Genomic DNA, 24,328 nt, shown 5'->3' on the forward strand with positions numbered 1-24,328 from the left:
CCGTACCCGGTGGGCGGTTCAGCCCATCCAGTTGAAGGTGGCGGGGTCGGGGCCGAGGCGCGTGCCCTTGTTCAGCGCGCCGATCGCCGCCATGTCCTCCGCGTCGAGGGTGAAGTCGAAGACGTCGATGTTCTCCCTGATCCGCGAAGGGGTGACCGACTTGGGGATCACCACGTTGCCGAGCTGGATGTGCCAGCGCAGCACGACCTGGGCCGGCGACTTGCCGTGCTTGTGGCCCAGCGTGGCCAGCGCGGGGTCGTCGAGCAGCCCTCTGCCCTGGCCGAGCGGGCTCCACGCCTCGGTCAGGATGCCGTTGGCCTCGTGGAAGGCGCGCAGCTCGGCCTGGGGGAAGTTGGGGTGGAGCTCGATCTGGTTGATCGACGGGATGATCTCGGTCTCGTTCATCAGCCGCTCGAGGGTCTCGATCGTGAAGTTCGAGACGCCGATCGCGCGGACCTTGCCGTCCTTGTAGAGCCGCTCCATCGACTTCCACGCCTGGACGTACTTGTCCTGCGCGGGGACGGGCCAGTGGATGAGGTAGAGGTCGAGATGGTCGAGGCCCAGCTTCGACAGGCTCGTCTCGAAGGCCGCCTCGGCCTTGTCGTGCTCGTCGTTCCACAGCTTGGTGGTGATGAACAGTTTCTCGCGCGGCACGCCCGAGCGGGCGATCGCGCGGCCGACCCCCTCCTCGTTGTAGTACAGCTTGGCGGTGTCGATGCTGGTATAGCCGGCCTCGATCGCGCTGGACACGGCTCGCTCCGCCTCGTCGTCGGGGACCTGCCAGACGCCGAAGCCGAGTTGCGGTATCTGAACACCGTCGGTGTTGAGCAGCAGCGAGTTCATGTTCATGCCTCCATTGTTCACTCCGCGTTAGCTGGCGCTTCGAGTGGGCGTCCTAGCGTTGCGCGTGTCGTGAACGAACAGGAATCCGTGGCCTGGGTGGAGTCGCCACTACAGATGCTCTGCGCCGTCGAGGCCCACCACGCCGGGCTGCTGGGAGACCGGACGCTGGTGGTGCCGCGCGCCGGGCTGCGCCCGCTGGCGGCCACCAGGCGTGAGCTGGTCAGGCTCGACCTGCCAGAGGGGCTCGAGCTCGCCCAGCCCAGCGAGCGCATGCCCCGCAGGCTCAACGCCGTCGGCGACGCCTTCTCCGGGAGGGTCCAGCTGCGCTGGGTCACGATCCGTCCGGGCCGCGTCGTGATCGTCGACGACGGCCTGGCCACCATCAGGCTGCTCGAACTGCTGTCGGCCCGCCCCGTCAAGCCGCTGCTTCGGGCCCGCGCCACCCCGAGCACGTGGCGGAACACCCTCGGCCTGTTGGCCGCTCGCAGGCTGCGCGGCACCGCCCGCAAGGGCGCGCTGTCGGTCTTCACCGCCCTTCCCGTGGAAGGCGGGCTGGCAGAGGCCGTCCGGCAGGCGGGCGTCGGGCTGGAGCGCCATGACTTCGCCTGGCTGCGTGAGCAGCCGATGAGCGCGCCGGGCCCCTCCGAGCGGACCGTCGTGCTCGGCACCTCCCTGGTCAGGAACGGGCTGGTGCACCGCGAGCACTACCTGCGCTGGCTGACGGGGCTGGCCGCGGAGGAGCCGCTGGCCTACTACCCGCACCGCCGCGAGGACCCCGTCGACCTGGCCATCATCCGTGAGCGGCCGGGCATCACCGTCCACGCCCCCGGCGTCCCCGCCGAGCTGACGCTGCGCGGCCTGTCCGCCGGGCAGCGCGTGGTCAGCCTTCCCTCGACCGCGATCAGCTCGCTGCGGGTGCTGCTCTCCCCGCGCGGCGTCGCCGTCGAGCCCGTGCACGTGCCCGACGACTGGTGGACCAGCCGCGCGGCGCCTTCCCTCCGTTCCCACCTGCAGATGTTCACGGGAGTGCCCAGTTGAAGGTCCTGGCCCTGGCCGATTCCGACTCGTACCTGAAGTGGGCGGCCAGCCTCCTGGACGACCTGCCTCCCGACTGCGTGACGGAGCTGGCGGTCGTGCGCACCCCGATCACCCCCTCGCCCGAGCAGATCGCCGCCGCGGTCGCGGGGACCAGGGCCTCGGCCGTCCCCGTCCTGTCGGCCAGAGCACTCAGGCGTACGGCGGAGCGGATACGTCCCGACGCGATCCTCGTGGCGTGCACGGGCCCCGTCGTGGACGTGCTGGTCGCCGAGGTGTTCGACGGCCTGCGGCCCAGGCCGGTCTTCGTCACCGGGCTGCCCGGCATCTCGGTGCCGGCGACGGAGAAGGCGTGGCTGTTCCGCAGCGGCTGCGACCTGTTCGTCGTCCACAGCGGCAGGGAGGTCGCCGAGTTCGGTGAGCTGGCCGCACGCCTCGGCGGCGGCGGCGCGCTCGGCCTGGCCAGGCTGCCCTTCCTGCGCGACGTCCCCACTGTCGACGGCGGCGACCGCGTGGTCTTCGCCACCCAGGCCAAGGTGCCGGGGCGGCGCGAGGACCGCGAGCTGATCCTGCGTTCCCTGGCCGCGCTCGCCGCCGCCCGGCCCGACCTCGACGTCGTGGTCAAGCTGCGGGCACTGGAGGACGAGCGGCAGACGCACAACGAGCGCTACCACTACCAGCGGCTGTGGCGGGAGCTCGGCCTCGAAGGGGCGGTCAGGTTCGCGGCAGGACCGATGCACGAGCACCTGGCCCAGGCCGCGGGGTTCGTGACCGTCAGCTCCACCGCCGCCTTGGAGGCGATCGCTCAAGAGGTGCCGCTGCTGGTCCTGTCGGACTTCGGGGTGAGCGCCGAGATGATCAACCTGGTGTTCGAGGGCAGCGGCGTCCTCGGCACGCTCGACGAGGTGGCCGGCGGCGCGTTCCGCTCGCCGTCGCCCGAGTGGTGCGCGGAGAACTACTTCCACCCCGCCGGCCGCAGCGACTGGGTGGCGCTGCTCACCGCGCTGGTCATCGGGCCGCGCATGCCGGCGCGCTCCCTGCTCGACGGGCCCGAACACGTGGCCGCGCGACGTCGCGCCCGCCTGCGGGTGGAGGTGCCGCCCCAGGTGCTGCGGGCCGGCTACCGCGCCAAGCGCAGGGTCCGCCGCTACATCAGGTCGTTCACCTGACCCCAGCGCGTGCCCGACCGAGACGGGTCCCGCACCGCACCACGCCCGCTCTCTCGCCTCCACCGCGCGAGGCGGGAGACCGGACGTGGCGCGGTCTCCCGCCTCGCGGTGGAGGGGACGGGGGCGGGTCAGCCGAGGGTGCGGGACAGGCGGCGGCGGATACGGCTCAGCGTGCCCGGCCGTTCCCCCTCCGGCAGGAGCCCGATCGCCCCCAGCCGCTGCCGCTTGAAGTACCGGCCGACGCCGTGCTCGCCGATGAACGACTCCGCGACCGGGCGCAGCTCGGGATAGGTCTCGCTCTGCATGCAGTACCCCACCGCCCGCACCAGGTCGGAGATGTCCACCGGCGGCGGCGAGTCCAGCGACCCGTCGGCGGCCAGCTGGGGCAGCAGCGCGTCGACGACCGTCACCGGGATCCTGTTGCTGTTCTCGTACGGCGAGAGCCGCTCCAGCACCATCGACGTCCCGTGCGCCGCCACCTCGAGCCCGAAGTAGCGCGAAGCCGTCACCAGCCCGGTCGAGAAGCAGCCCACGACCAGCGAGGGCCGCAGCGCCGCGAAGCACACCTCGGCCGGCACGCTCTCGCCCGCCACGACGAGCCGTACGCCGAGTTTGTCGGCGCTGGCCCGCAGCAACTGCGTGTGACGGCGACCGGCGGCGGGGTGCGGCTTGAACACCACGCTGCTGTGCCCGCGCGCGACGAGCCCGCGCAGCATCGCCTCGTGCAGTCCGTGCTCCTCCTCGGGAGTGACGATGTCGAGGGACGACAGGTACTGGCCGAGGATCATCGCCTCGCCCGCCATCATGTCGGGCGCGGTGCCCGCCACCTGCCCCACCACCGAGAGGAACGACTCGGACGACAGGGTGGTCGCCGGCACGCCGTACTCGGACAGCAGCAGCGGCCTCAGTCCGGGCACCAGGTCCAGGTGCAGGAGGCGGGTGACGCGCCGGAAGATCTCGGCGGGCAGCGGGTCACGGGTGGGGCCGTAGCTCATGAGCCCGTCGGAGTAGACGGTGATGGGGCAGTCGCGCACCAGGCCCGCGATCGTGCGCGCCGGCGGCACCGCGATCGACTCCAGCACCAGTTCCTCGACCGTGTCCAGCCCTAACGACGCGCTGATCAGCCTGCTCATCATCGGCACCTCGATGATGCGCGCCTTCCAGTCGGAAGGATGCAGCGGCGCGATGAGCTCGTTCCACGAACGCACCTCGTCGAAGCGGGAGCGCAGCGCCGCGAACCCCGGCGTCTGGTCCAGAGGGGTGGACACCTCGGGGACGGCCGTGTTCGTGGAGACGATCAGCAGCCTGCGCCCGCCCTCGCCGAAGTGGCCCGCGTCGATCGCCGCCGCCAGCGACATCGCCCCGAACAGCGTAGAGGCGTAGAAAACCCGCGTCACGGCTCCTCCCTCCGTACCCGCACCCCGGCGGGGATCTCAGGCAGCAGCGCGCGCAGCGTCTGCTCGCGCTCGACGGACATGCGCGGCACGGCGTCGGCGACCAGCTCGGCGGGCAGGGCCCGCACCATCGCCGCCCCCCGCGCCTCGAACCGGTGCCGCAGCTCGGGCGTGAACCTGTCGGCGATCTCCAGGTGATGGGCGAACAACGCGCAGAAGTTGCGCACCGCCTTCGGCATGAACTCGGGCTCCAGGTCCTCGAAGACGAGCTCGAAGGCGTCGAAGAAGTGCAACTGCCGCTCGTCGCCGATCTGGGTCAGCGACCCCGACACACCCCTGCGGTAGAACAGCCCCGCCAGCGACACCACCCCGAACGAGGCCGTCTGCCTGTGCAGGCGCCAGATCCACGGCCTGTCCTCGGCGGTGTGCAGCGACCCCGGGAAACGCAACAGGTCCCCCAGCGCGCGCCGGTAGATCCCGGCCCACGCGTAGGGGTAGTCGACCATCGTCCTGACGCTCGCGGGCAGGATCGCGTCGCGCGGGTCGAACACCAGGCCCCGGCGCGCCTCCGGGGCCCGGTGCACCACCCGCTTACGCCCTTCGACCTGCACGTGGTCGACCCGGACGAAGTCGCAGCCGAGCCCGTCGATCGCCGCGACGAGGTCGGCCAGGTACCCGGGGGCGAGCCAGTCGTCGCCGTCCATGAACGTGACGTAGGTGCCCGAGGCGAGCTTCAGCCCCGTGTTGCGCGCGTCGGCCAGCCCGACGGGGGCGGGGTTGCGCACCAGGGACAGTCCCGGCACCTCCGACTCGGAGACGATGGCGGCCGTGTCGTCGACCGAGCCGTCGTCCACGACGATGAACTCGAAGTCACGCCGGGTGTTGCGGGCCAGCGAGGCGAGCGCGTCAGGGATGAAGCGCTCGCCGTCGCGGACCGGTACGACGACGGAGAGGGTGATCACGCGTCGTTACACCGTGACCCTGCGGAGCCTGGCCTTCGGCGCCTCCTCACCGGGGAAGACGCGCTTGACGCCGTCGCCCATGGCCTGCTCGATGATCCTGATGTCACGTACCAGGTGCTCGAGGCCGGCGGGCTCCAGCGAGGCGGCGTGGTCGGAGCCCCACATGGTGCGGTCGAGCGTGATGTGCCGCTCGACGGTGACCGCGCCCAGGGTGACCGCCGCCAGCGAGACCTGCAGGCCGCGCTCGTGACCCGAGTAGCCGACGGGCACGCCGTACCGCTCCTTGAGCGTGGTGATCGTGCGCAGGTTGGCCTCCTCGGGAGGCAGCGGGTAGGTGGAGGTGGCGTGCATCATGATCAGCTTGTCGGTGCCGAGGATCTCGACCGCCTGGTCGATCTCCTGAAGCGTGGACATGCCGGTCGAAAGGATCAGCGGCTTGCCGGTCGCGGCCAGGGCGCGCAGCAGCTCGTGGTCGGCGACGCTGGCCGAGGCGATCTTGTGGACGAGGACGTCCATCTCCTCGAGGAACTCCACCGAGGGCACGTCCCACGGCGAGGCGAACCAGTGCAGGCCACGCTCGTCGCAGTACTTGGCGATCTGGGTGTACTCCTCGCGACCGAACTCGGTGCGCTCCTTGTACTCCAGGTAGGTCATCTCGCCCCACGGCGTCTGCCTGATCTGCGAGCGCTGCTCGACCGGCACGCAGATCTCGGGCGTGCGCTTCTGGAACTTCACCGCCTGGCAGCCCGCGTCCGCCGCCACGTCGATGAGCCTGCGGGCGATGTCGATGTCGCCGTTGTGGTTGATGCCGATCTCGCCGATCACGTAGACCGGCTCGCCGTCGCCGACCAGCAGGTCGCCGACGGCCACCGGCTTCGGCCGGCCGACCCGCAGCGACGCCTTGGTCAGGGGGGCGGGGGCGGCCGGCTCCCGCACCTCGGGCCTGGCCGCGAGCACCCGCTCGCACAGCTCCCTGACGGCGCCGTCGCCGCCGGCCCTGGTCAGCACGACCCGCGCCGCCGCCCGCACGCTCGGGTGCGCGTCGGGCACCGTGATCGGCCAGCCGACCAGCGACATCGGGCCCAGGTCGTTGACGTCGTTGCCCACGTAGGCGACGCGGGCGGGGTCGAGGCCCTCGATCGTCAGCCAGTCGCGCAGCACGGTCCGCTTCTCGGCCAGCCCCTGCAGGACGGGCACGCCCAGCTTGCGGGCGCGGGCGGCGACGACCGGGTTCTGTTCGGTGGACATCACCAGCAGCTTCACGCCCGAACGGCGCAGCAGCGAGATGCCCATGCCGTCGGCGCGGCTCACCAGGACCATCTCGCGTCCCTCGGAGTCGACGTAGGCGCGGTCGTCGGTGTGCACGCCGTCGAAGTCGGTGATGACCGCGTCGACGTCGATCGGCTCCGGCAGGTCGACGAGCGGCGCGAGCGCCCTGACGATCTCCAGGTCCTCGGGGTCGTCGATCTCGATCGCGTGGCGGGTCGGCACCGGCTGGACGGTGACCTCGCCGAAGAAGCGGTGGCCGTGCTCGCGCAGGCCGGCCGTGCGCATGACGTAGAAGGCGCCGGTCTCGCGGAACTCGGCGGGCCTGTCCTGGCGCATCTGCCGCGTCGAGCGGTCGTGGTTGATCCCCGCGCCCTCGGGCGTCCAGAGGAAGGCGTGGTTCGGCGCGCCCGACAGCACCGCGTCGGCCTCGCCGTCCAGCACCTTGCGGACCGCCTCCGACAGGTCGGAGGGGTCGATGAACGCGCTCGTGCACTGCACGAGCACGACGATCTCCGGGTCGCCGCCCAGCGTGTCGAGCGCGTGCAGCACCGCCGACTCGCTGGAGGCGCTCGCGCCGCTCAGCTCGGTGGGCCGCTCGACGACCGTGGCGCCCGCCTCGCGGGCGGCCTTCGCGATCCCCTCGTGGTCGGTGCTGACCACCACCTGGTCGACCAGCTCGGCGCGCAGCGCGGCCTTGACGGCGCGCGTCACCAGCGGGACGCCGCCCACCTGGGCGAGGTTCTTCAGGGGAATGCCCGCCGAACCTCCGCGGGCGGGAATGACGGCGAGGACTCGCAACGTGGCTCCTTGAATTGCTTGGGGTGCCAAGGAAGCTAGCCACGTCATCCGACCGTGCCGGGGATCGGAGCTGAACTCCCCCTTAACGTTGCGTGCGGATCCGGTAGAGAAGCTCCGGTCTGCCCACCCCGCCGTACTGCGGGACCCTGTCGGCCGCGCCCGTCTCCACCAGGTGTTCCAGGTACCGTCGCGCGGTCACCCGCGAGACGCCGATCGCGGCGCCCACGGCCTGCGCGCTCTTGGCCGCCTTGCGCAGCTCGGCCGCCACCGCGTCCAGGGTGTCCTGCGTCATCCCCTTGGGCAGCCCCGAGGGCCCTCCCCTGAGCGTGGCGAGGGCCCTGTCGACGTCGCCCTGCCCCGTCACCTCGCCCTCGCCGGCTCTGAACTCCGCGTAACGCGTCAGTTTCTCCCTCAGGGTCGCGAAGGTGAACGGCTTGAGCAGGTACTGCGCGACGCCGAGCGACACCGCGCTGCGCACCACCGCCAGGTCGCGGGCCGAGGTCACCGCGATCACGTCGCAGGACAGGCCCGCGGCCCTGACCGCCCTGCACACCTCCAGCCCGTGCATGTCCGGCAGGTAGAAGTCGAGCAGGATCAGGTCGACGGGCGTGGTCCTCAGGAAGCGCAGCGCCTCCCGGCCCGACCTGGCCACGCCCGCCACAGTGAAGCCGGGCACCCGCTCCACGTAGACGCGGTTGGCCTCGGCGGTGATCTCCTCGTCCTCGACGATCAGCACCGTGATCGTCGCGCCCGTCATAGGGGCACCTTCACCGTGAAGGTGGAGCCCGCCACCTCGATCGTGCCGCCGAGCTGCCGCACCGCCTGCCCGACGAGGGCGAGGCCGAGCCCGCGGCCGTCGCCCTTGGACGTCCAGCCCTTCGTGAACGCGGCGGTGTCGGCGAGGCCGGGGCCGTCGTCCGCCACCCTGATGACGAAGCTCTCCCGGTCGGCGTGCAGGTGCACCTCCACCCTGCCGGCCGCGTCGATCGCGTTGTCGATGAGGTTGCCCACGATCGTCACCACCTGACGGGGGTCGAGGCCCAGGTCGTCCAGCTCGCTGTCGGGGGTGATGACCAGCTCGGCGCCCCGCTCGGCGGCCTCGGCCGACTTGCCGAGCAGGAGGGCGGCGAGCACGGGCTCGCGCACCGCGCCGACCACCCTGTCGGTGAGCTCCTGGGCGGCTTTGAGCTCGGCGGTGCCGAAGGCGACGGCCTGCTCGGTCCTGCCCAGTTCGACCAGCGTGATGACGGTGTGCAGGCGGTTGGCGGACTCGTGGGCGGCGGCCCGCAGCGAGTCGGCGAAGCCGCGTTCGGCGTCGAGCTGGCCGGTGAGGGCTTGGAGCTCGGTGCGGTCACGGAGGGTGACGACGGTGCCGAGTCTGCTGGAGGCGACGTTGACGACGAGCATGCGCTCGCCGACGAGGTGCACCCTGCCCTCCAGCGCCGCCTCCCGCGGGTCGGAGGCTCCTGGCCCGGACGCCGGTTCCGGCTCCTGGGGGAGTGCGGGCGGGAGTGGGGCGACGAGGTCGGCGATGTCGAGGTCGGTGACGTGGCGGCCCTCGGCGTCGGGCGGCAGGCCCAGCAGCGTCCGGGCGCCGTCGTTGCACAGCGTGAGCGTGCCGTCCTTGGCCACGAGCAGCAACCCCTCCCGCACCGCGTGCAGGATCGCGTCGTGGTGCTCGTGGATGCGCCCCAGCTCGACGGGCCCGAGCCCGTGCGTCTGGCGGCGCAGGCGGTCGCCGACCAGCCACGTGCCGCCCGCGGCGACCCCGAGCCCGAGGGCGCCCGCGAGGCCCGCCCACGAGATCTGCTCGCGCAGCCTCGCGTCGATCCGCTCGACCGTGATCCCGGCGCTGACCAGCGCCTTCACGGTGCCGGTCGCGCCCTTCACCGGCGTGACCGCCCGCATCGAGGGCCCGAGCGTGCCGGTGTAAGTCTCGGTGAACGTCTCGCCCCGCAGGGCGCGGTCGATGTGGCCGAGGAACAGCCCACCGATCAGCCCGGGGTTGGGATGGGTGTACCGGCGGCCACGGGTGTCCATGATCGTGACGAAGTCCACGCCCGTGGCGGTGCGCACCCGCTCGGCGTACGGCTGCAGCCGTACGGAAGGAGCGGCGTCGCCCAGCGCCGACAGCACGTCGGGTGAGTTGGCCACGCTCACGGCGACGGCCCGCGCCCTGCCTCCGGCCTCCTCGGTGAGCAGTTCGCCGGTCTGGATCAGCGTCAGCGCCACCGCGCCCGTCAGCGTCACCACCACGACCGCCAGTTGGAGGACCAGCATCTGCCTGGCCAGACTCCAGTTCCGCACCGACGCCTCCTCTCTCCGGTGAACGAAACTTACGCAATAGTGACCTGTGTCACTCCTGGGCGCATATTCGCACAACCAGCAGACAAGCGTTCAAGGAGTTGCCCCATGCGTGACCGCACGCGGTACCTGTACCTGGCGGTGATCCTCGCCGTGGTCGCCGGCATCATCGTCGGCTTCGTCGCGCCGGAGGTCGGCAAGGAGCTCAAGCCTCTCGGCACCGCCTTCGTCGCGCTGATCAAAATGATGATCAGCCCCATCATCTTCTGCACGATCGTGCTCGGCGTCGGCTCGGTGAGCCAGGCCGCCAAGGTGGGCAAGGTGGGCGGGCTCGCGCTCGGCTACTTCCTGCTCATGTCCACGGCCGCGCTCGGCATCGGGCTGGTCGTCGGCAACCTCCTCGACCCCGGTGCCGGACTGCAGCTGACCGACGCCGCCAAGCAGGCCGCGGAGGCGGAGGCGGCCAAGGGCGGGGAGTCGAGCACGGTCGACTTCCTGCTCGGCATCATCCCGACCACCCTGGTGTCGGCCTTCACCGAGGGTCAGGTGCTCCAGACACTGCTCGTCGCGCTGTTGGTCGGCTTCGCGCTGCAGGCCATGGGCGGCAAGGGTGCGCCCATCCTCAAGGGCATCGAGCACATCCAGCGGCTCGTGTTCCGCGTCCTCGCCATGATCATGTGGGCGGCGCCGGTGGGGGCGTTCGGCGCGATCGCCGCGGTCGTCGGCTCCACCGGGGTGAAGGCGCTGGAGTCGCTCGCGGTCATCATGATCGGCTTCTACGCCACCTGCGCGCTGTTCGTCGGCCTCGTCCTCGGCCCGTTGCTGTGGGCGGTCGCCAGGATCAAGCTGTGGTCGCTGCTGCGCTACCTGGGCAGGGAGTTCCTGCTCATCCTGTCGACGTCGTCGTCCGAGTCCGCGCTGCCCAGGCTCATCGCCAAGATGGAGCACCTCGGCGTCTCCCGCCCCGTGGTCGGCATCACCGTGCCGACCGGCTACTCCTTCAACCTGGACGGCACCGCGATCTACCTGACCATGGCCACGCTCTTCGTCGCCTCGGCCACCGGCGCGCCGCTGGCCATCAGCGAGCAGATCTCGCTGCTGGTCTTCATGATCATCGCGTCCAAGGGCGCGGCCGGCGTGACGGGCGCGGGCCTGGCCACGCTCGCGGGCGGCCTGCAGTCCCACCGGCCCGACCTGGTGGACGGCGTCGGCCTCATCGTCGGCATCGACCGCTTCATGTCGGAGGCCAGGGCGCTGACCAACTTCGCGGGCAACGCCGTGGCGACCGTGCTGATCGGCACCTGGACCGGCGAGTTCGACAGGGAGCGTGCCGTCGAGGTCCTCGCCGGTCACGTGCCCTTCGACGAGGCGACGCTGCTGGACGAAAAGCAGGACGAGGAGCAGCCGCCCGCCGACGAACGCGAGATGACGGCCGTCTGACCGGCCCCTTCCGACAGTGCGGGCGCCCTTCATGCCAGGGGCAGCCTCAGCACGAAGCGCGCCCCGCGGGGACTGTCGTCCACCTTGATGTCCCCGCGGTGCGCCACCGCCACGTCACGCACTATCGCCAGGCCGAGACCGGTACCGCCCGCGTCCCTGCTGCGGGCGGCGTCCAGCCTGGTGAAGCGCTCGAAGACCCGCTCCCGCTCGGCGGGCGAGATCCCCGCCCCGTCGTCCTGCACGGCGAGCACGGCGTAGCCGTCGACCTTGTGGACCGACACGGCCACCGAGCTCTCGGCATGGCGCTGGGCGTTGTCCAGCAGGTTGGTCAGCGCGCGGCGCAGCTGTGTCAGGACGCCCTCGACCACGAGGCCCTCGGTCATCTCGAGCCGGACGGGAATCTTGTCCACGCGGCCGGCCAACTCCTCGCGCACCAGCTCAGGCAGGTCGATCCGCTCCTTGACCACGTCCACCCGCGAGCCGATCCTGGCCAGGAGCAGCAGGTCCGTCATGATCGCTTCGAGCCTGTCGGTGTCGTGCAGGGCGCTGTCCACCAGCGTCTCCAGGCTGGTGTCGTCGGGGTAGAGCTGGGCACTCTCCAACTGCGCGCGCAGCCCCGCGATCGGGGTGCGCAGCTCGTGCGAGGCGTCGGAGGCGAACTGCCGCTGCTGCTCGGCGGAGCGTTCGAGCCGGTCGAGCGTACTGTTGATCGACCTGGCCAGCTGCGCCACCTCGTGCTCGCCAGGCGGTACGGTCACCCGCCTGCTGAGGTCGGTGGCGTTGACCGCGTCCAGCTCGGTGAGAATCGTGGCCACGGGGCGCAGCGTGCGACCGGCGACGAGCCACGTCACCCAGCCCACGAGCGCTATGACCAGGGCCACCTGGGCGGCGATGGCGATCTCGAGCGTGCGGGTGGTCAGCAGGCTGGGCGTCGGCTGCGCCGCGTAGACCACCACGGAGTCGGGGGCCATCGAAAGCCTGATCGCGGTCAGGTGCACGCAGCCCGCCGCTCCGCAGGTGGCCAGGTTGAAGGCGCGCCTGCCGGGCGGCGGCATGACGTTCGCAAGCGGAGGCAGGTGCGCGGCCGCGCTGCTGCTGGCCACCACCCTGCCTCCCCTGGTGACGACCTGCAGCAGGTCCACCTGGTCGATGGTGACGGGGATCGTGCCGGTGACCAGGTGTCCTTCGCGAAGCGAGGCGGTGACGGCGGCGGCGGCGTCCCTGGTGTCCTTCCACGCCCCCGCGGTCACGGCGGACCGCGTCACGGCGACCCCCCCGGTCCCGGCGGGAACCAGAACGAACACCGCGACGGCCACAGCGATGAGCGTGACCCGTCCGCGGAGGGAGCTCGCCCACATGCGTGACACGCCCACGAGGTTAACGAGCGACCACTTTCCCAAATGCCGCAAAGAGGGAAAGATTAGGTCATCCTTTACGGCTGCGCCGACGCGGACGGCACCCGCCCCGGCGATCAGATCCGGAGGGCGTGGGCCGCCAGTCCGTAGGAGTCAGGGACCGATCCCTCACCCGTGACGAGGTCGGTGAGATAGCGCGCGACGAGCGGGACGAACTTGAAGCCCTGTCCGCAGAAGCCCGTGGCGACGCTGACCGGCCCCCGCCGGTCGATCACGAACGTGTCGCGTGCCGTGTTGTCGTACAGACAGCTGATCGGCACCGAGTCGTCGGCGTCCAGCCCGGGGAACCAGTCCCTGACGTAGGCCAGCAACGCCTCGTCGGCCCGCGCCTCGGGCGCGAAGTCGCGACGGTCGGGATCGACGACGGGGCCGGTGCCGTGGAGCCCGACCTTGACGCCGGAGCCCTCCTCGAACAGCCCGTACGCCCCGGCCGCCGAGAGCCGGTCACGGCCCTGCCGCCAGTGCACGAAGCTCGGCCACGGATCGCCGCCTCGGTGCGGGGCGAAGAACCTGGGCTGTTCCTGGGTCGCCACGATGTCCGGCAGCTCGACGTGTCCGCCGAGCAGCTTGGGCGCCCACGGTCCCGCCGTGACGACGACCTGTCGGGCGCGCACGGCGCCGTCCGGCGTGTCCAGCTCCACCAGTCCGTCGGCGACGCCGTCGCCGTACCTGACGACCCGCAGCGACGTCGCCGGGCAGCGGGGGCGGAACTCGGCGCCGCGGTCGCGGGCCAGCCGCTGGATCACCGCGACGGCGCGGTCGGCGAGCAGCCGCCCCGACCCCGGCTGGTACAGCACGCGGGTCTCGAAGCGCATGCCGGGCCACCGCTCGGCGGCCTCGCCCGGGTCGAGCACCTGGTGGGCCAGGCCATGGCGGGAGAACAGGGAGCCGAACGCCTCGACGGTCCGCTCGTCGACGCCATGGTCGAGGCCGCCGGTGAGTTCGAGCAGCCGCTGACCGGACTCGTCCTCGAGCTCGGCCCACAGCCGCCCGGCCCGCCGCGCCCCGAGCAGGTAGTCCTCGTCGTCGACGGCGAGCCTGAACAGCCTCGTCCCGCCGTGCGAGCCGCCGCGGTCGTGGCCGAGCTCGTACTTCTCCAGCGTCACGACCTGGCGGCCCGCGGCGGCCAGGGCACGGCTGGCCGCCGAGCCCATCGCGCCGGCCCCGATCACGACGACGTCATGCGTCTCCACGCCCGCGCGTCCTCCTTCGCGAAACCGTCACCCGCCTGACCCGATCGGCAGTATCGCTCAGTCATGAGGCTCGGGTCCGCGTGGGGCCCGGCTCAGCCGAGCGGGCTCTCCTGCGTGGCGACCCAGACCGCGGTGTCCGAGGGCACCGAGCCGTCGGCGGCCAGCGGACCGCTCGACAGCAGCACCCGGCCCGTCACGGGGACGGGGACCTCGCCGAAGTTGACCAGCACGAGCAGCCCGGGCTCGCGCCGGAAGGCCAGCACGTCCTTCGGCGAGTCGATCCAGGTCAGCTCGCCGCCGCCGAGCGCGGGGTGTTCCTTGCGCAGCCGCAGCGCGGTCCTGTAGAAGGCGAGCGTCGAATCGGGGTCGCCTTCCTGCGCCTCGCGGCTCAGCGGCCCCCAGGTGGAGGGGATCGGCAGCCACGGCCGCCGCCAGCCGTACCCGTCGGAGGCGGTCCACGGCAGCGGCACCCTGCACCCGTCGCGGCTCTCGCCCGTGCGCAGGAAGGCCGGGTCCTCCTTGAGCTCGTCGGGCAGGTCGAGCACCTCGGGCAGGCCGAGCTCCTCGCCGTTGTAGAGATAGGCCGAGCCCGGCAGCGACAGCATCAGCTGGGTGGCGGCGCGGGCGCGGGCCAGGCCGCCGTGCCTGGTCACGTGGCGCGGCTTGTCGTGGTTGGACAGCACCCACGTCGTCGGCGCGCCAACCAGCTCCGCCTCGGCCAGCGCCTTGTCGATGACGTCGCGGAAGGACTTGGCGCCGTAGGCGGCCATCATGAACTCGAAGTTGAACGCCTGGTGCAGCTCGTCGGGGCCGATGTAGCGGGCCAGCCTGGCGGGGGAGGAGACCCATGCCTCGGCGACCGCCATCCGGCCGCCCGGGTAGGAGTCGAGGATGGGCCGCCACTCGCGGTAGATCTCGTGCACGCCGTCCTGGTCGAAGTACGGCACGCTCTCGTCGCCCAGCATCTCGGCCTGGCGCCCGTCCTTGTGCCCCACCGACGGCAGCCCCTCCGCCTTGACCATGCCGTGGGCCACGTCGATCCTGAACCCGTCGACGCCCCTGTCCAGCCAGAAGCGCAGCACGTCGCGGAACTCCTCGCGGACGGCGGGGTGCTCCCAGTTGAGGTCAGGCTGGGTGGGGTCGAACAGGTGCAGGTACCACTGACCGTCCTCGACCTGCGTCCACGCGGGCCCGCCGAAGATCGACTCCCAGTCGTTCGGCTCGTCGCGGAAGATGTAGCGGTCGCGCAGCCCCGCCTTGAACCACGGGTGCTCCGAGGAGGTGTGGTTCGGCACGATGTCCACGAGCACCCTGATGCCCCGCGCGTGAGCGTCGGCGATCATCGCGTCGAAGTCGGCGAGTGTGCCGAAGCGCGGGTCGACGTCACGGTAGTCGGCCACGTCGTAGCCGCCGTCGTTGAGCGGCGAGGTGTAGAAGGGGCTCAGCCAGATGGCGTCCACGCCGAGCTCCGACAGGTATCCCAGGCGCTCGCGAAGCCCGATCAGATCGCCTGTCCCGTCCCCGTTGCCGTCGGCGAAGCTGCGGGGGTACACCTGGTACACGACAGCGTCGCGCCACCAGTCGTCGTTGCCGAGCATGGAGCCGTCCTTCCCCGATGTCCACGATGTCGGAAAGAGGATCCCGCGTGAAGATGGTCAAGCGCAAGTTTCGGAAAGTTGCAAGAGCGTCGATCGTCTTGGACGTCCCCCATATGCCGCTTCGTGGCAGGTAGCGGTGAGGTAACTCTCTTACGCAAGTTCTTCCAATTCTTGCAAAGACTCGCTAACGTCCCCGAAACATAAGCCGCAAAGGCGGCTGTTTCAGGATCTTTCAGCGGCGCTCCCCCACATGCGCCGCTTGACCTCAGGAGGGTCCCATGCGCATCCGAGCACTGGGTGTGGCCGCGCTGACGACTGTGGCGTTCGGCGCCGCGGCGTGCGGCGGCTCAGAGCCCGCGCCGTCTGCGGCGCCGAGTTCGGCGACCTCGGCCACGGCCTCGGCGACCGCCGACAAGGGCAGCGGCAAGCTCGTGATCTGGGCCGACCCCAACCGCACCAAGGCGCTCAAGCCCTTCGCCGACCAGTTCGGCAAGGAGAACGGTGTCACGGTGGAGGTGAAGGAGATCAGCAAGGACAACCAGCAGACCTTCCTCACCGCCTCCCAGCAGGGCAGCGGCCCCGACGTCATGATCGGCGCGCACGACTGGATCGGCAACCTGGTGCAGAACGGCGCCATCGAGCCCGTCAACCTGACCGAGGAGCAGAAGGCGAGCTTCTCGCCGATCGCGCTCAAGGCCGTCACCTTCAACGGCCAGGTGTACGGCGCGCCGTACGCCGTGGAGAACGTCGCGCTGATCCGCAACACCAAGCTCGCCCCCGACGCCCCCGCCACCTTCGACGACGTGATCGCCAAGGGCAAGGAGCTGAAGAAGGCCGGCAAGGTCGACGAGGTGCTCTGCCTGCCCGTCACCGCCAAGGGCGACGCCTACCACGTCTACCCGCTCTTCTCCTCCGCGGGCGGCGCCATCTTCGGCACCACCTCCGGCGGCGACCCCGACCCCAAGCAGGTGCTGGTCGGCTCCAAGGAGTCGCAGGCCGCCTTCGAGAAGCTCGCCAAGCTCGGCGAGAAGGGCGACGCGGCGCTGAAGACCTCGCTCACCAACGAGAACAGCATCCCGTCGTTCGCGGGCGGCAAGTGCGCCTTCCTCGTCTCCGGTCCGTGGGCCATGGCCGACGTCAAGAAGAGCGGCGTCGCCTACGACATCAGCGCCGTCCCCGGCTTCAAGGACGGCAAGCCCGCCACGCCGTTCGTGGGCGTGCAGTCCTTCTTCGTCGCCTCCAAGGGCGCCAGCAAGACCCTCGCCCAGGAGTTCGTCACCAACTACGTGACCAACGCCGACGTCGCCAAGGCCCTGTACGACGCCGACCCGCGGCCGCCGGCCCTGACCGCCGCCCTGGAGGCCGTGAAGGCGAACGACCCCGACGCGGGCAAGTTCCTCGAGGCCGGCAGCGGTGGCATCCCCATGCCCGCCATCCCCGAGATGTCGGCCATCTGGGAGCCGTTCGGCATCGCCGAGGCCGCCGTCGTCAAGGGCAGCGACCCGGTCAAGGCCGCGGAGTCGGCGCAGAAGACCATCGACGGCTCGCTGAAGAACTAGCCGATGTCCCTGGACGTGCGTGAGGCCGCGGAGGTCAGGTCCACTCCGCGGCCCCGTCGCGAGCTGACGACCGCGTTCGTGGTGAGCAGGATCGCCGTGCTGGCCGTGGCCGCCGCGATCCTCCTCTACGCCGTGCCGCCGCTGGTCGCGGCCGAGTCGTGGGTCTCGCTGACCCTGCTCGGCCTGGCCAGCGCGGTCATCGGCTACCTCTACCTGACCCGCCGCTTCGTGCCGGCCAAGTACCTGGTCCCCGGCACGCTCTTCCTGATCGCCTTCCAGGTCTTCCCCGTGCTCTACACCGTGAGCACCTCGTTCACCAACTTCGGCGACGGCCACCGCGGCGACAAGGCGGCCGCGATCACCGCGATCGAGACGGGTTCCGTACGGCAGGCGCCAGGCTCGCCCGAGTACGGCCTGAGCGCCGCCCTCAAGGACGACGCGCTTGTCTTCCTGCTGGTCGACCCCAAGACCAAGCAGGTACAGGCGGGCACGGCCGACGGGCTAGCCCCCGTCCAGGGCGCCAAGCTCGGCGTGACGGGCAAGGTCCTCGAGGCGCCCGGCTACACCGTGCTCAAGACGCAGGAGGCCGCCGCCCGCGCGAAGCAGATCGCCGAGCTGGCCGTGCCCACGCAGGGCGGGCTGATCAAGGCCAACGGCCTGAGCAGGGCGGTCGAGGGCAGGGCGGCGCTGGCCTACGACGCCGCCTGCGACTGCGTCAACGGCAACGGCGACACCTGGAAGGCCGACGAGTCGCAGGGCTACTTCGTCAACGCCAAGGGCGAGCACCTCGCCCAGGGCTGGCAGGTCAACGTCGGCTTGGCCAACTTCGCCCGCGTCGTCACCGACCCGACGCTCTCGGCCCACTTCCTCGGCATGTTCACCTGGAACGTGGCCTTCGCGCTGCTGTCGGTGCTGGCCACCTTCGCGCTCGGCATGTCCGTGGCACTGGCGCTGCACCATCCCAGGATGCGCGGCACCAAGATCTACCGGATCGTGCTGATCCTGCCCTACGCCATGCCCGCCTTCGCGATGCTGCTGGTCTGGCGCGACATGTTCAACCGCGACTTCGGCCTCATCAACAACCTGTTCGGGCTCGACGTCGACTGGATGGGCGGCATGGTGTCGGCCAAGGTCGCCGTCATCCTGGTCAACCTGTGGCTGGGCTTCCCCTACATGTTCCTGGTCACCACCGGCGCGCTGCAGGCGATCCCGCGCGAGCTGACCGAGGCGGCCTCCATCGACGGCGCGCCGCCGTCCTACGCCTTCCGCAAGGTGACGCTGCCGCTGCTGCTGGTGGCGCTCAGCCCGCTGCTGATCTCCTCCTTCGCCTTCAACTTCAACAACTACAACGCGATCGCGCTCACCACCGACGGCGGGCCCTTCCCCGCCGACAGCCCAACGGTGGGCGGCACCGACCTGCTGATCAGCTACACGGTCAGGCTCGCGTTCGGCACGGGATCGGCGCAGTTCGGCCTGGCGGCCACCATGTCGGTGTTCATCTTCGCCATCGTCGCCACCATCTCGGCGATCACGTTCAGGCGGACCCGCAAGCAGGAGGATGTGTACGCATGAAATTGGCCCTGCGGCACGCCTACGTGCTGCTGGTGTGCGCGTTCGCGCTGTTCCCCATCCTGTTCGTGGTCTCGGCGGCGATCAACCCGCTGGGCACGCTCGCCTCCTCCGACCTGCTGCCGAACGGCGCGGGGCTCGACAACTTCGTCAAGTTGTTCGGCTCCGACATCTACCCCTTCGGCCGCTGGTTCATCAACTCGGTGTTCATCGCGCTCGCGGCCTCCTCGGCGAGCCTGCTGCTGTCGATGTTCGCCGCCTACGCCTTCAGCCGCATGCGTTTCGCCGGACGCAGGGTCGGCCTGCTCGCGCTGCTGCTGATCCAGATGTTCCCGCAGTTCCTGGCCATCGTGACGATCTTCATGATCTTCACCAGGGTCACCGAGCTGTACCCGGCGTTCGGCTTCAACACCACGTGGGGCATCCTGCTGCTCTACCTGGGTGGCGCGCTCGGCGTGAACACCTGGCTGATGAAGGGCTTCCTCGACACCATCCCGAAGGAGCTCGACGAGTCGGCCACGGTCGACGGCGCCACCCACGCGCAGGTCTTCTGGAAGATCATCCTGCCGCTGGTCACACCCATCCTCGCCGTCACCGCGCTGCTGGCCTTCATCGGCACGATGAGCGAGTTCCTGATGGCCAACATCTTCCTGCGCGATCCCGAGAGCAAGACGCTGGCCGTGGGCATGTACGGCATGATCGCGGGCGACGGGCGCAACGCCAACTTCGGCATGTTCGCCGCGGCCACGCTGCTCACCGCCGTCCCGACCGTCAGCGTGTTCCTCTGGCTGCAGAAGTTCATCGTTTCAGGACTGACCGCGGGCGCGGTCAAGGGCTAAGGACGCTCCGTGCACCTGCTCCACCAGCCGCACCACGACGGCTCGCCCCTCTATGTCTCCACTCTCGCCCCGGCACTGGGGGAGGAGGTGACGGTGTGGCTGCGCGTTCCCCCGGGCTTCCCGCTTGAGGCGGTGCACGTCCGCACCGTCCAGGACGGCGAGCCGCGTTACAGCGCCGCCGCGCCCGACCCGTCCAGGCAGGGCCTCGGCGGGTACGGCACCGCCGACACCTGGTGGAAGGCGACGATCACGGCCGTCAACCCCGTCGTGCCGTACCGCTTCCTGCTCCTGTCGCCCGGCGGGCAGCGGTGGCTGACCGCGCGCGGCCTGACCGGTCACGACGTGACCGACTCGACCGACTTCAGGCTCGTCGCCCACGAGGCGCCGCCCGCCTGGATGGCCGACGCGATCGTCTACCAGATCTTCCCCGACCGGTTCGCCCGCTCGCGCGAGCGCGGCGAGCCCCCCGCGTGGGCGCTGCCCGCCGAGTGGGACACCGACGAGGTCATCGGGCAGGGTCCAGGCACCCAGGAGCAGTTCTACGGCGGCGACCTCGACGGCATCGTCGAGCACCTGGACCACATCCAGGCGCTCGGCGCCGACACCGTCTATCTCACGCCGATCTTCCCCGGCCGCTCCAACCACCGCTACGACGCGGCGCGCTTCGACGCCGTCGACCCGCTGCTCGGCGGCGACGAGGCGCTGGAGCGGCTTTCGGCCGCGCTGCACGAGCGCGGGATGCGGCTGCTCGGCGACATCACCACCAACCACACGGGCGACTCGCACGAGTGGTTCACCGCCGCCGTCTCCGACGTCGACGCGCCCGAGCGGGAGATGTACTACTTCGACGACGACAGCGGCGAGTACGAGTCGTGGTGGGGCGTGAAGACGCTGCCCAAGCTCAACTGGGGCAGCGACCTCGTCCGCGACAGGATGGCCGCCGTGCTCTCCACGTGGCTGGGACCGCTGGACGGCTGGCGCGTCGACGTGGCGAACATGACGGGCAGGCGTGGCGCCGACGACCACAACCACGAGGTCGCCAGGCTGCTCAGGCCGCGCGGCGCCGCCTTCATCGCCGAGCACAACCACGACGCCTCCGCCGACCTGGACGCCGACGGCTGGCACGGCACCATGAACTACGGCGGCTTCACCCGCCCGGTGTGGGCGTGGCTGCGCGGCGAGTCGCTCGGCCTGACCCACTTCCTCGGGGTTCCGGGCGGCGTGCCCACCCGTGACGGCGCGGCGACCGTCGCCACCTTCAGGGAGTTCGCCGCGCACATGTCGTGGCGTTCGCTCGTCCACTCCTGGCAGCTGCTCGACTCCCACGACTCGCCTCGCATCCGCACCGTCACGGGCTCGCCCGAACGGCACCTGGTCGCGCTCGGCCTGCAGGCCACGCTGCCCGGCACGCCGATGGTGTTCGCGGGCAGCGAGTTCGGGCTCACCGGCGACAACGGCGAGTACTCGCGCACCCCGATGCCGTGGAACAGGCCCGCCGACCGCGACGAGGAGACCCACGCCGCCTACCGCGCGCTGCTGGGCCTGCGCAGGGCCGAGCCCGCGCTGCGCAGGGGAGGGCTGCGCTGGGCGCACGTCTCCGCCGACTGCCTGGTGTTCCTGAGGGAGACCCCGGTCGAGTCGCTGCTGGTGTGCGCGCGCAGGGCGCCTGGCGAGCCGGTCACCCTGCCACTGGAGGGCACGGCACGCGGCGTCCACGACGCCGACGACCTTGACTCTCTGGTCCTACCGGGAGAAGGGCCATCCTTCAAGGTATGGCGTCTCGCCGTGCGTGGCTGATCACGCTACGGTATGCACCTACCTAAGGTTCGTCTTTCAACCAGATGAGTGGTGCGCCGATGAAGTCGCTGGTCGTGGCCCTGTTGTTGCTGCCCGCCGGACACCTGGAGAGCAACATCGCGGGGACGGCGTACTACGTCGACTCCAAGGCGGGCGACGACGCGGCGGCGGGCACCAGCGCCGCCAAGGCGTGGAAGAGCCTGGCCCCGCTCAACGCCGCCACTCTCAAGCCCGGCGACACGGTCAACCTCAAGCGGGGCAGTGGCTGGAGCGAGACGCTGACCCTCGCCGCCAAGGGGACCGCGGCCAGGCCGATCACGCTCCAGCCGTACGGCACGGGCGCCGCCCCCAAGCTCAGCGGCCAGGAGCAGGCCTGCGTCGTGATCACCGGTGACCACTGGAAGGTCGAGGGGATCAGGGCCAGCAACTGCCAGTGGGCCGGGTTCGAGATCAGCGGTGACGGCAACGAGCTCACCGGCGTGGCGGCCGACCGCAACATCGCGGGCGTGCACGTCACCCCCGAGGGCAGCCGCAACACGATCAGGAACAGCACGCTCACCGGCAACGACCGGATGAGCGTCAACGACGACGGCGGCGACAACGACTCCGGAGCCTTCGGCGTCCTGGTCAACGGCGACGACAACCTCATCACCGGCAACACGATCACCGGTAGCTACGCCAGCAGCAAGGACTACGGCTTCGACGGGGCGGCCATCGAGATCTTCAACGGCGACCGCAACAGGATCACGCACAACCTCTCCCGCGACAACGTCACCTTCACCGAGCTCGGCGCGCGGAAGGGCAGCACGGCGACGGGGAACGTGTTCGCCTTCAACGTGGTGACCTCCAGCCGCAAGCTGGGCTCGTTCCTGGTGACGCGCGGCTCGGGACACATCGTCGGGCCCGTGAAGGGGACCCTCGCCGTGCACAACTCCGTCTCCCTGCCCGCGGCCAAGACCATCGGCTGGTCGTGCCACGACGGGTGCGCGCCCGACATCCTCAAGCTGCGCAACAACGTGATCGCGGTCGGCGGCGAGATGGGCTGGGAGGATGGGAAGGGCGCGGACGACGCGGGCAGCGTCTACCAGGGCAGGAGGAAGCGGTTCACGCTCGGCCCCAAGTCGGTGATCGCCGACCCGCGCTTCGTCTCCAAGACCGACCTGCGCCTGCGCCCTGGCTCGCCCGCGCTGGGCCGTGCCGCCGTGCTGAGCCCCGTGTGGTTCGGCGGCACCGCCATCACCAAGGACTTCGCGGGCAAGGCCCTCGGCGCCGCACCCGACGCCGGGGCCTACCAGCACTGAGCCGTCTCAGGAAGGTGGCTGCGAGAGTGCGGCCTTGGCCGTCCTGCTCAGCTCGTCGGCCAGCACCTCGGTCAGGCCGGCCTCGAGGCCGTCCAACGCCAGCGCGGCCACCTCGGCGGGGGCCAGCTTGGGCACCGTCACGCCTGCCGCCATGTCGGTGTCGATGTAGCCGGCGTGGACGCCGACCACCAGCGTGCCCTGCTCCCGCAGCTCCATCCGCAGCGCGTTCGTCAGCGACCACGCGGCGGCCTTGGACGCCGCATAGGTGGCCACCTGGGGAAACGTCAGGAACGACAGCACCGACAGCATGTTGACCAGCGCGCCGCCTCCGTTGCGCGCCAGCACGGGGGCGAAGGCGCGGCTCATCGCCATCACGCCCAGGTAGTTCGTCGCCATCTCCCGCTCGGGCGTGCCGAGCACCCCGGCGTTGTTGATCAGCAGGTCGATGTCGCCGCACAGCTCGGCGGCCGCGGCGACCTGGGCCGGGTCGGTGACGTCCAGCCGTACGGGGACCAGCCCCGGGTCGGTCACCGTCGAGGGGTCGCGGACGCCCGCGTAGACGGTCTTCGCTCCGCGCTCGACGAGGGCGCGGGCGAAGGCCGCGCCGAGCCCGCGGTTGGCGCCCGTGACCAGGGCGACACTGCCGTCGATCTTCATTGGATCCGCTCCAGGATGGTGGCGTTGGCGAGGCCGCCGGCCTCGCACATGGTCTGCAGCGCGTAGCGGGAGCCCCGCTGGCGCATGGTGTTGACGAGGGTGGTCATGATGCGCGCGCCGCTGGCCCCGAGTGGGTGGCCCAGCGCGATGGCGCCGCCGTTGACGTTGACCTTCGCGGGGTCGGCGCCGGTCTCCTGCAGCCAGGCCAGCACGACGCTGGCGAAGGCCTCGTTGACCTCGAACAGGTCGATGTCGGCCAGGCTCAGGCCCGCCTTCCTGAGCACCTTCTCCGTGGCGGGGATGATGCCCGTGAGCATGAGCAGCGGGTCGGAGCCCGTCACGGCGAAGGAGTGCAGCCTGGCCAGCGGACGCAGGCCGAGCCTCGCCGCCGTCTCACTGCTGGCGATCAGCACGGCGGCCGCGCCGTCGTTGGTCGGGCTGGTGTTGCCCGCCGTGACCGACCAGTTGATCTGCGGGAAGCGCTCGGCGTAGCCGGGGTCGGCGAACGCGGGCTTGAGCCCGGCGAGCACCTCCATCGTCGTGCCGGGCCGTACGGACTCGTCCCTGTCGTGGCCGTCGATCGGGGCGATCTCGGCGGAGAAGTCCGCGGCGGCCGCCTTGAGGTGCGAGTCCATGGAGAAGGCGTCCATCGCCTCACGGGTCAGGCCCCACTTGGCCGCGATCAGCTCGGCGCTGATCCCCTGCGGGACCAGGCCCTCGGGGAAGCGCGCGGCGATGCCGGGACCGAAGGGGTCGGTGCCCTGAGGCACGTTCGACCACATGGGCACCCTGCTCATCGACTCCACGCCGCACGCGACGACCAGGTCGTAGGCGCCCGACATGACGCCCTGGGCGGCGAAGTGGACCGCCTGCTGGGAGGACCCGCACTGCCTGTCCACGGTGACCGCGGGCACCTCGTCGGGAAAGCCCGCCGACAGCCACGCGTAGCGAGTGGTGTTCATCGCCTGCTCGCCGACCTGGTCGACGCATCCGCCGATCACGTCGTCCACGAGTGCGGGGTCCACACCGCTGCGCTCGACCAGCGCCCGCAGGGTGTGCGCCAGCAACTCGACAGGGTGGACGTGCGCCAGCGCGCCGGTGGCTCTGCCCTTGCCTATGGGCGTCCGTACGGCCTGCACGATCACGGCGTCACGCATCGCGCCTCCTAGTTAGTTGGAAAACTGGA

Annotated in this window: 19 protein-coding genes; 8 read left to right on the forward strand and 11 right to left on the reverse strand. The window is 70.8% G+C overall.

The features are described from left to right. Window positions 1-18: 18 nt before the first annotated feature. The gene (locus AB0B45_RS13365; RefSeq protein WP_358130250.1) at window positions 19-843 is read right to left on the reverse strand and encodes an aldo/keto reductase; all 825 of its coding nucleotides are present in this window, start codon (window positions 841-843) and stop codon (window positions 19-21) included. A gap of 69 nt (window positions 844-912) precedes the next feature. Here AB0B45_RS13365 and AB0B45_RS13370 point away from each other — a divergent pair, with 69 nt between their 5' ends. After that, on the forward strand, window positions 913-1,881 hold the full coding sequence (locus tag AB0B45_RS13370) for a hypothetical protein (RefSeq protein WP_358129493.1): 969 nt from the start codon (window positions 913-915) through the stop codon (window positions 1,879-1,881). Beyond that, window positions 1,878-3,047, forward strand: coding sequence for a DUF6716 putative glycosyltransferase (locus AB0B45_RS13375; RefSeq protein WP_358129495.1), 1,170 nt, complete (start codon window positions 1,878-1,880; stop codon window positions 3,045-3,047). Before AB0B45_RS13370 ends, AB0B45_RS13375 begins: the two co-directional genes overlap by 4 nt. 128 nt (window positions 3,048-3,175) lie before the next feature. Here the strand turns inward: AB0B45_RS13375 and AB0B45_RS13380 are convergent, their stop codons facing one another. The 5 genes from AB0B45_RS13380 to AB0B45_RS13400 all read right to left on the reverse strand — a co-directional run bounded on the left by AB0B45_RS13380 (window position 3,176) and on the right by AB0B45_RS13400 (window position 9,777). Beyond that, window positions 3,176-4,444 carry an alpha-2,8-polysialyltransferase family protein gene (locus AB0B45_RS13380; RefSeq protein WP_358129497.1) on the reverse strand — a complete coding sequence of 423 codons (1,269 nt, stop codon included), beginning with the start codon at window positions 4,442-4,444 and terminating at the stop codon, window positions 3,176-3,178. Next, window positions 4,441-5,403: a glycosyltransferase family 2 protein gene (locus AB0B45_RS13385; protein ID WP_358129499.1), complete on the reverse strand. Its 963-nt coding sequence runs from the start codon at window positions 5,401-5,403 to the stop codon at window positions 4,441-4,443. The genes AB0B45_RS13380 and AB0B45_RS13385 overlap by 4 nt, the downstream gene beginning before the upstream one ends. A gap of 6 nt (window positions 5,404-5,409) precedes the next feature. After that, entirely contained in the window at window positions 5,410-7,470 is a 2,061-nt protein-coding gene (locus AB0B45_RS13390) for an N-acetylneuraminate synthase family protein (protein WP_358129502.1), read from the reverse strand. Between the two features lie 82 nt (window positions 7,471-7,552). After that, the gene (locus AB0B45_RS13395; protein ID WP_358129504.1) at window positions 7,553-8,227 is read right to left on the reverse strand and encodes a response regulator; all 675 of its coding nucleotides are present in this window, start codon (window positions 8,225-8,227) and stop codon (window positions 7,553-7,555) included. Further along, the gene (locus tag AB0B45_RS13400; RefSeq protein ID WP_358129507.1) at window positions 8,224-9,777 is read right to left on the reverse strand and encodes a sensor histidine kinase; all 1,554 of its coding nucleotides are present in this window, start codon (window positions 9,775-9,777) and stop codon (window positions 8,224-8,226) included. Before AB0B45_RS13400 ends, AB0B45_RS13395 begins: the two co-directional genes overlap by 4 nt. A 105-nt stretch (window positions 9,778-9,882) precedes the next feature. On the opposite strand from AB0B45_RS13400, the gene AB0B45_RS13405 reads away from it, so the two are divergent. Continuing rightward, window positions 9,883-11,214, forward strand: coding sequence for a cation:dicarboxylase symporter family transporter (locus AB0B45_RS13405; RefSeq protein ID WP_358129510.1), 1,332 nt, complete (start codon window positions 9,883-9,885; stop codon window positions 11,212-11,214). A gap of 29 nt (window positions 11,215-11,243) precedes the next feature. Here AB0B45_RS13405 and AB0B45_RS13410 read toward each other — a convergent pair whose 3' ends face one another. The 3 genes from AB0B45_RS13410 to AB0B45_RS13420 form a co-directional block, all read right to left on the reverse strand. Beyond that, complete coding sequence (locus AB0B45_RS13410; protein WP_358130253.1) at window positions 11,244-12,572, reverse strand: HAMP domain-containing sensor histidine kinase; 1,329 nt, start codon at window positions 12,570-12,572, stop codon at window positions 11,244-11,246. A 113-nt stretch (window positions 12,573-12,685) separates the two neighbouring features. Then, complete coding sequence (locus AB0B45_RS13415) at window positions 12,686-13,822, reverse strand: FAD-dependent oxidoreductase (RefSeq protein WP_358129513.1); 1,137 nt, start codon at window positions 13,820-13,822, stop codon at window positions 12,686-12,688. A gap of 92 nt (window positions 13,823-13,914) precedes the next feature. Further along, window positions 13,915-15,420 carry a glycoside hydrolase family 13 protein gene (locus AB0B45_RS13420; RefSeq protein ID WP_358129516.1) on the reverse strand — a complete coding sequence of 502 codons (1,506 nt, stop codon included), beginning with the start codon at window positions 15,418-15,420 and terminating at the stop codon, window positions 13,915-13,917. A gap of 278 nt (window positions 15,421-15,698) precedes the next feature. Here AB0B45_RS13420 and AB0B45_RS13425 point away from each other — a divergent pair, with 278 nt between their 5' ends. From AB0B45_RS13425 to AB0B45_RS13445, 5 genes are read left to right on the forward strand one after another with little or no spacing between them, the layout of a single operon-like run. Then, window positions 15,699-16,979 carry a maltose ABC transporter substrate-binding protein gene (locus tag AB0B45_RS13425; RefSeq protein WP_358129519.1) on the forward strand — a complete coding sequence of 427 codons (1,281 nt, stop codon included), beginning with the start codon at window positions 15,699-15,701 and terminating at the stop codon, window positions 16,977-16,979. Window positions 16,980-16,982: 3 nt separating this feature from the next. Then, window positions 16,983-18,551: an ABC transporter permease subunit gene (locus tag AB0B45_RS13430; RefSeq protein WP_358129521.1), complete on the forward strand. Its 1,569-nt coding sequence runs from the start codon at window positions 16,983-16,985 to the stop codon at window positions 18,549-18,551. Further along, window positions 18,548-19,387 (forward strand): ABC transporter permease subunit, encoded by an 840-nt coding sequence (locus AB0B45_RS13435; RefSeq protein WP_358129524.1) that lies wholly within the window; start codon window positions 18,548-18,550, stop codon window positions 19,385-19,387. The genes AB0B45_RS13430 and AB0B45_RS13435 overlap by 4 nt, the downstream gene beginning before the upstream one ends. A 9-nt stretch (window positions 19,388-19,396) precedes the next feature. Further along, window positions 19,397-21,184, forward strand: coding sequence for a glycoside hydrolase family 13 protein (locus AB0B45_RS13440; RefSeq protein WP_358129526.1), 1,788 nt, complete (start codon window positions 19,397-19,399; stop codon window positions 21,182-21,184). 59 nt (window positions 21,185-21,243) lie between these two features. Next, complete coding sequence (locus AB0B45_RS13445) at window positions 21,244-22,485, forward strand: right-handed parallel beta-helix repeat-containing protein (protein WP_358129528.1); 1,242 nt, start codon at window positions 21,244-21,246, stop codon at window positions 22,483-22,485. A gap of 6 nt (window positions 22,486-22,491) precedes the next feature. On the opposite strand, the gene AB0B45_RS13450 is transcribed toward AB0B45_RS13445, so the two are convergent. Next, a complete protein-coding gene (locus AB0B45_RS13450) occupies window positions 22,492-23,142 on the reverse strand; it encodes an SDR family oxidoreductase (RefSeq protein WP_358129529.1) in 651 nt (216 codons plus the stop codon). Next, window positions 23,139-24,299, reverse strand: a complete 1,161-nt coding sequence (locus tag AB0B45_RS13455; protein WP_358129532.1) for a thiolase family protein — start codon at window positions 24,297-24,299, stop codon at window positions 23,139-23,141. The genes AB0B45_RS13450 and AB0B45_RS13455 overlap by 4 nt, the downstream gene beginning before the upstream one ends. Between the last annotated feature and the right edge of the window lie 29 nt (window positions 24,300-24,328).

The sequence above is a fragment of the Nonomuraea sp. NPDC049152 genome (assembly GCF_040648355.1).
In the GTDB taxonomy this organism is placed as follows: domain Bacteria; phylum Actinomycetota; class Actinomycetes; order Streptosporangiales; family Streptosporangiaceae; genus Nonomuraea.